The sequence below is a fragment of the Vibrio sp. 1-Bac 57 genome, from assembly GCF_037546855.1.
Lineage (GTDB): Bacteria > Pseudomonadota > Gammaproteobacteria > Enterobacterales > Psychromonadaceae > Psychromonas.
Genome location: NZ_JALAAC010000069.1, coordinates 1 through 6,855, shown reverse-complemented (window position 1 = coordinate 6,855; position 6,855 = coordinate 1). Strand labels below are relative to the sequence as shown.

Annotated in this window: 9 protein-coding genes; 1 reads left to right on the top strand and 8 read right to left on the bottom strand. The window is 34.7% G+C overall.

The features are described from left to right. The 5 genes from MT391_RS20335 to MT391_RS20315 all read right to left on the bottom strand — a co-directional run. Positions 1-547 (bottom strand): hypothetical protein (locus MT391_RS20335; RefSeq protein WP_499499876.1); only part of this gene is annotated, 547 nt, incomplete at its 3' end. Positions 548-789: 242 nt separating this feature from the next. After that, a complete protein-coding gene (locus MT391_RS20330; RefSeq protein WP_499499875.1) occupies positions 790-1,209 on the bottom strand; it encodes a hypothetical protein in 420 nt (139 codons plus the stop codon). Between the two features lie 112 nt (positions 1,210-1,321). Beyond that, positions 1,322-2,056, bottom strand: coding sequence for an Abi-alpha family protein (locus tag MT391_RS20325; protein ID WP_499499873.1), 735 nt, complete (start codon positions 2,054-2,056; stop codon positions 1,322-1,324). A 133-nt stretch (positions 2,057-2,189) separates the two neighbouring features. Next, positions 2,190-2,606, bottom strand: a complete 417-nt coding sequence (locus tag MT391_RS20320; RefSeq protein WP_499499871.1) for a hypothetical protein — start codon at positions 2,604-2,606, stop codon at positions 2,190-2,192. Between the two features lie 144 nt (positions 2,607-2,750). After that, positions 2,751-3,449: a hypothetical protein gene (locus MT391_RS20315; RefSeq protein WP_499499869.1), complete on the bottom strand. Its 699-nt coding sequence runs from the start codon at positions 3,447-3,449 to the stop codon at positions 2,751-2,753. Positions 3,450-3,718: 269 nt separating this feature from the next. On the opposite strand from MT391_RS20315, the gene MT391_RS20310 reads away from it, so the two are divergent. Beyond that, entirely contained in the window at positions 3,719-4,696 is a 978-nt protein-coding gene (locus MT391_RS20310) for an integron integrase (protein ID WP_499499867.1), read from the top strand. Positions 4,697-5,178: 482 nt separating this feature from the next. Here the strand turns inward: MT391_RS20310 and MT391_RS20305 are convergent, their stop codons facing one another. The 3 genes from MT391_RS20305 to MT391_RS20295 form a co-directional block, all read right to left on the bottom strand. Continuing rightward, a complete protein-coding gene (locus tag MT391_RS20305; protein WP_499499866.1) occupies positions 5,179-5,538 on the bottom strand; it encodes a type II toxin-antitoxin system RelE/ParE family toxin in 360 nt (119 codons plus the stop codon). Next, positions 5,522-5,800: a type II toxin-antitoxin system prevent-host-death family antitoxin gene (locus MT391_RS20300; protein WP_499499864.1), complete on the bottom strand. Its 279-nt coding sequence runs from the start codon at positions 5,798-5,800 to the stop codon at positions 5,522-5,524. The genes MT391_RS20305 and MT391_RS20300 overlap by 17 nt, the downstream gene beginning before the upstream one ends. 670 nt (positions 5,801-6,470) lie before the next feature. Beyond that, the coding region (locus MT391_RS20295; RefSeq protein ID WP_499499862.1) for a hypothetical protein at positions 6,471-6,855 on the bottom strand (385 nt) is incomplete at its 5' end.

Here is a 6,855-nt window from a genome sequence, read left to right as displayed (position 1 = left end):
TCCACACACCTGAAAATTCAGGTGTAATAATTGAAGTAACATGCAATTCTAGTAAACTTTGGATCTGCTTTACGAAAGAAGGATACTCTTTAGCCAAATTCAATAGTCCTTTGTCTTTCCCCCATGGATTATCTGAATGCAGATACTTACCTAAACGATCATAAACTTTTTCAAATCGTTTTTTGGTTAGAAAGCCAGCTTCTTTTCGAGGGTAATTCCAAACCCTACCTTCTTCTCTACAGGGTGGAAACAAGGGTATTGGATAAAAGTTTTCATTTATCATATTTAACTGAGTAGTTATCTTTTTAGCATTAAAGTCTTTAGTAAAGTCACTATTTCTAAATTTTTCATAAGCCTTTTTATTAGGCGCTATGGCAGCAAAAGCAATGCACTCTAATGTTTTCCTAAGTTGTAAAACACAAGAATCTAATTCATAAATATCTTCTGTTTTCAAATAGCGATCATAGTAAACCTCCGAAGCATTCAGTCTGTCTAATGCTTCGTTAATTTGTTTGAGATAGATAAGTCTTAAACGTTGTACATTCATATATTCCAGCTAACGAGGCTGTAGAATTACTCTATTTTTGAGAAAACACAGCTATTCTTGAAATGTATTAATCAAATAAAACAACAAGTTAAAAATTATAATTTCTTATAAATTTACAAAAAACGAGTTATTCTACAACCTCAACGCCCGCATAAGCTGCGGAGCATGTTGGACGCTTTTTTGCGCCTTTTTCTTTTAAGCAAAAAACCGGACAATGTGCGACGTCAGATTTAATGCGCTTATTAGTTTAATTTGTTGATATATTTAATGAATTCGCTACAACACAGAACTGCTTGCTCTTTTGACGAGTGAGTACCTTTTTTGAATACGTCCCAATTATCTGGGGTGGAATCATCAAATAGGTTTTCCATAACCATAAATTTACGCCAAGCCTTTCTGAGCTCTTTTTTTCTCCAGTAAGGCACAGCTTTACTTAATGCAGTATAAGCAATCCAAAGTTCTGTAAATTGTTCATGAAAAATCGGTGCAGGTCGATTTTCATTGCTTAAATATCTAATTTGAAATCCAATAGAATGAACTCGGCTTAACAAGTTATCAACAGCAGAGTCTCTACGATTAATAATCGCAATTATTAATGTGGTTAAAACACCTATTATTGAGCCAATAAGTCCCGAAAATAAATTTAAATATATAGGGTCCATTAAAAACTCCGTGATTAAGCTAACGCCCGCTTAAGCGGACTAAAATAGTGGGCTAAAATTTGTTGAGGAACGAAACATAGCCCGCTGTTTTTGTTCCGACTTAATGTGCTTGTTAGCTGATTGTGCTGAATCCTGCCTCAGGTATGCATGCAGCTACAAAAAGTTTTCCAAAGTCTGTCAAGTGAATTTGGCTATTACGTTTTGTACCAGTTTGACGCCCCCCAATACGTACGGGATCTTCGTTCGTAACTGGCCATTTTATTAATGAAAGTGATTCTAAATGCGCATAATAAATATCAAATGCTTCAGGGTTAGCCAACTTATCTTTAGGTATCGTACTAGACAAAACCCTACGATTCTCAAAACGATTAGATTGGTGGTTTAAATCCATTTGGTCAGTAACAAGAAACGCACCTTTATTCAGCTCATACATCAACAAAGCCTCGTCTGGTGACAACTGACCGATAATCTGACCAAATGAAGGGTGGACTTGTGAAATGCTATCTTTACTCATAGATTTTATTAATAGCTCTTCAAACATCTCCCATAAGGGGTTTTCTAGATCAATGTACTTCATTCGTTCAAGACAAACTGATGTTAGTTCAGCCGGAGGCTGAACCTGGTGCTCTTCTTCAACTCGATTGTTGAATTTTTTTAAAAAAATCTCAAACCGATCTTGAAATGTTGCTGCTAATTGCAAAGGAGCTAAAATCAATCTAGCACTTTTAACCAAATCAGTACCAATTTTACTTACCTCTACGACAGGAGATGACAAACCATCATCATATATTTTTTCAACTATTTTAGAGTTTGATAATTTTTCAACTATTTCTAATTCTTCCTTCATATATGCCTCGTATAATGAAATCAGCTAACGCTAAGTTAAGCGGCTGATAATTGTTGGCTACAATGTGCGAGGTACGAGCGCTAGCCAACTGTTAGCAGTCCGTTTTGAACGCCTTGTTAAATTTTTATTACTCTCATAAGCTTTGAATTCCTTTAAGTATTGGGGAACCATAACTCCAGATAACTGCCCCTGATATTCCTAAGAAAAGCACTACATTATGTATAATTGATTCGTGACGGGCGAAATGGTTTATTTGTTGGAATAGCAAAGGCGGTAGCTGAGGTACAGCATTGTTCAATAGATTACTAATATACCTTGAGCGATATTCGATAAACATTGCCATTACACCAACTAATGCTCCAGACCTTTCAAGCCATGAGCCAGCAGTTTCAAAACTAGGTCGCATAAATGACACGAAGTTTAGAGAGCCAAATATTCCCAATGTAACTAACAACAAAGCAACACACACATAGAATTCTTTTTTCAAAGCTGATTTGTATTTACCTGCAAGCTCTATAGCTTTTGGATCATTCTCGTCTGGTATGATCATCCGTGCTGGCCTAGCCATATACTTGTGCATCCTCGATTAAAAATTTAACGCCCTAATAACTGGCGTGTAGGTTGGCTTTGTTTTTGCCATGTTTTTCTTTTGCAAAAACGATGACAACCGTAATGCGTCCAGTTGATTAGCTTGTTAAGTGTTTTTACTATCATCATTATCCCGAGGGACAAAATTAGCTTTAATTCCTGCAATATTCACCTTAAAACTGGATAGTTTTGCCTTTGATAGTTCTTTTGTTAATACCGATAAAATTGCGACTGCAATTGCAGCGGCGGCAGGCACTAGCAGAATTGTAAGGCGCTCAGGTGATTCAATTAAATCAGACTTAAATGAAGTGTAAAAAGCTGCTACGGCTGTAGTTAAGCCAGCCATTGTAGCCATCATTGTAACCATTTGACTTCTGTACTTGTCTCTAGAATATGACTTCTTGATACTTTCAGTGAGTTCATTGGTTTTAGCTTCAGGTTTTAAACTAGATAGTTTTTCACAAAAATCTTGTTTCGTTTGAGCTGAAATAAATGATGAGTCCATTACTTCTTTTATTAACTCAGATGAAATTTCGGCAAGATTTAGCATTGAATCTATTTCAACAGAATATTTTCTAGCGGTAGCCTCTATCAAGTGCTCAATAATATCTTTATTAGGAATTACGCCTTCAGATATGCCTGGACGTATTGCATATAACACTTCTCGATTCGCACTCTGAACCTTTTGAAAGTACTCTCGGTTATCCCGTTTAGAGAATATTTTCCTAGTAATGATGGCAACGATGAGGCTACTTAATACTCCACCTCCAATACCTACGAACCATGCATTATTTAAAATTTCCATGACACTCCAATTGTGGGTAACACTCGTGATTGACACTTAACAGTTTATTAAACCGAAAAATTCCATATTTTTGGTAGAAATACGGAATATATTAATTTGTCAAAATTAACATAACAATACCTTTATCGCACACAAAATCAAACAATTAAGATGGTTAATCAAATAGTTGTCATGTGGATAGATGGAAAAAGTCCGAATTAACAGTGGAAACATGGAATATCGACTACACTGTATATAAAACCATATAAAAATTTAAAGGAGAGAAATAGATGAAGTCTCCATTTTTAAATGCTGTAGCAGAAAGTATGCGTGTTAAATTCTATGCTGAAAAATCTATTAAGGCTTATTTGTATTGGATAAAATTTTATATTTACTTTAATAATAAAATACATCCCTTTGAATGTCATGATCATGAAGTAGAGTCCTTCCTTTCATACCTTGCCAACACGAAAAGAGTAGCTCCTAAAACGCAAGCATTAGCACTGAATGCATTAGTGTATTTGTATCGCGAATTTTTAGATAAACCATTAACATTAAAGCTCAACTTTAAAAGGACAAATACACAACCAAAGTTACCTGTGGTATTAACACTTGAAGAAATGAGTTTATTACTTAATTCTCTACCTAGCTCAGTAACACTACCTTGTTACCTCCTCTATGGTAGTGGATTAAGATTAATGGAGGCAGTCAATTTACGAATTCAAGATATCAATTTTGATTATCTATCAATAAACATTTGGCGAGGAAAAGGAGGAAAGCACCGCAGCGTTACATTAGCACCTGAATTAATAGGACAATTACAGGATCAGATCGCTAAAGTTAATTTGTTTTATCAGCAAGATATGCAACGAGTCGATTTTCAAGGAGTATATTTACCTCATGCACTAGCAGGTAAATACCCAAATGCAGCTAAAGAATTAAAGTGGCAATATTTATTTCCTTCTTCACGACTCTCATTTGAACCTGGTACCACATACCTAAGACGACACCATATTCATGAAAGTAATATACAAAAAGCAGTAAAAAATACAGCACATAAATTAAACTTTAATAAACAAGTGACTTGCCATACTTTGCGGCATTCTTTTGCAACACACCTATTACAGCGTGGTGCAGATATCCGCACGGTTCAAGAGCAATTGGGGCACACAGATATCCGTACTACACAAATATACACTCATGTATTACAGGCTGGTGCAAATTGTGTAAGAAGCCCATTATCAGATTTAATCATTAATAGAAAATAAAGTAAAAGAGCTTAATTGTTATGCTAAATAATATTATTTAAGAGTTTTAGAAGCTTAGAAATAAAAAACTAATAATTTTCTAAGGCGCATATATTCGCCTCATAATATGAGTTGTCTACGAATATATTTAGATGAGAAGTATAAGATAGATCTAGATATTAACTTTGAAATGAGAGGTTAATGCTGCCAATTAGAGCGATAACTAAATCCCGTTAACCCCAGTACGCCTTTGCGAGGAATATAATGTAACTTATTTTTAAGATCTAATCGATTTTTTGAATAGCTGAGACGATCTTTATTTTCTAATAAATAAAAAATTACAACGCAGAGAAAAAACTTAAAATTCTTTATTAAGGTGGCCAGTTTTACTTGACTCCTCACCTGTATACGTAGCTGAATTAAGCCATCTCCTTGTGTAACTTCAGAGAATAGTAATTTAGTAATAATGTAGAAACCCGCGATGAAGCGGGTACAGTAATACCCTACCGTTGTATCAAACAATGTTTAATTAGTTGTTCTCTAACGGACTGACGTTGACCTAATAAAAGAAAAGCCGTGATCATCTTTTTTCCTGCGTGTTCCTCGACTTCATATAGTAATCTATAGCCGTTTATATTTGCCTCTCGTACACTTGAGATACCTGCCACATCGAAAAGGCTGGATGATACAGGATATATAAACGGGTTGTCGCTTATTGCATTTTCAAAAGTATTGATTGTATCTTCTATTTTTTCTAAAACACTTACCTCGCTATTCCAGCGCATAAAATGTGTTATAGCCAGATCTGTAGAGTTACTAAATGTTTCGGTATATTCAATACTTACTTTACTTACTGTGGTCATTATTATTTAACTCCGTTAAGGATGATTTACGTTGTGCTAACCGTTCCTTAAAAGAGCTGGATGACATTACTCGACCTGCTTGTTTATCGCTTTTTGCAAAGCTAACAAGTTTTAATAGGGCAATAGCCTCTTCACGCTCTTCTCTATCTTGAATAGATTCGATAACATAAGCGGGTTTACCATTCTGAGTAATAATCAACGGTTCTTCCAATGGAAGATTCGCTGCATTTTTTTTTAAAAAACTGATTGTTTCTACATGCATAACTATTCTCCTTTTAAATAAGAAATGTATTCACGTTAGTTATAACCGCACATACATTCCATAGAAGCCAATCTGAAATAAATTACATCGACATAAGTATTTTACCATCAAAAACAAAAAAGACCAAATATAGGCTAAATTTAGACTTTTATATGTTTGCTGTATTTTTATTCTGAGGTGATAAAAGATCATCGATTACGAAGTCGTAGTATAAGTATTTACTATAACGCTCATTCTCTTTTCCATATATAAAAGAAAAACAGGCTTCAATAACATCTATAAATGTTAAAAGGTAAGGAGGTTGGGAATTTAAGTAGTAATTATAACTAGATTATCTCGGTACGCCTTTTAGCCTAAAATTAAAAATGGTACGCCTATAGTCCACCTCTACCGCCAGGAAGCAAGTAACACTCTAAAAATCAGTCCAATCAAGCATAGGGGCAATGGAAAAGCGGTTTGTCTTGTAAATACAGTTAGTTACAGATTTCATATATTTTAAATTTCTCGTTAATCTTTCTTATTTCAGTTTTTAATCGCTTTGAATCGCGATGAACCACTTTGAGTCGCAATAAGTGAATACCCCTTGTAAGCATTGTATAATGTAACTCATTTTTAAAATCTAATCGATTTTTAGATCTCTCCGAATGGGACTGCGAATTTTTGGAACTTTTTACTCAGAATCAAATTTAACTAACTGTTTATGAACTCTCAACATAGACTTAGTTAATTCAGTCATCGAAGGGACGTAGTCTCCTACAACCATTGCTTTAAACTCACCATTGTATGTTTTTTCAAGAGCAGGCCAAATATCAGGCAGGCTTGAGAATACACATGCATCGGATAATGGGCTATCTAACCAAGTCGTGTCGCCTAGAACCTCTTTATCACTTGCTACAACCTTAGTAATCATATCTATAAATTTATCCGACTCTAAAAAATCACAGGTAAATTTATCTGTGACTAGATAATGGATGTCATATATATGCCTAATCTTTTGAGTGATTTGATTGAGATGGTCATCTCCGTGAGATGCTTTAACTAGCCCCATAATCTTT

Coding starts and splice junctions, on each gene's coding strand:
- MT391_RS20330 (WP_499499875.1), bottom strand. CDS start 1,209: ATGGACCCTATATATTTAAATTTATTTTCGGGACTTATTGGCTCAATA.
- MT391_RS20325 (WP_499499873.1), bottom strand. CDS start 2,056: ATGAAGGAAGAATTAGAAATAGTTGAAAAATTATCAAACTCTAAAATA.
- MT391_RS20320 (WP_499499871.1), bottom strand. CDS start 2,606: ATGATCATACCAGACGAGAATGATCCAAAAGCTATAGAGCTTGCAGGT.
- MT391_RS20315 (WP_499499869.1), bottom strand. CDS start 3,449: ATGGAAATTTTAAATAATGCATGGTTCGTAGGTATTGGAGGTGGAGTA.
- MT391_RS20310 (WP_499499867.1), top strand. CDS start 3,719: ATGAAGTCTCCATTTTTAAATGCTGTAGCAGAAAGTATGCGTGTTAAA.
- MT391_RS20305 (WP_499499866.1), bottom strand. CDS start 5,538: ATGACCACAGTAAGTAAAGTAAGTATTGAATATACCGAAACATTTAGT.
- MT391_RS20300 (WP_499499864.1), bottom strand. CDS start 5,800: ATGCATGTAGAAACAATCAGTTTTTTAAAAAAAAATGCAGCGAATCTT.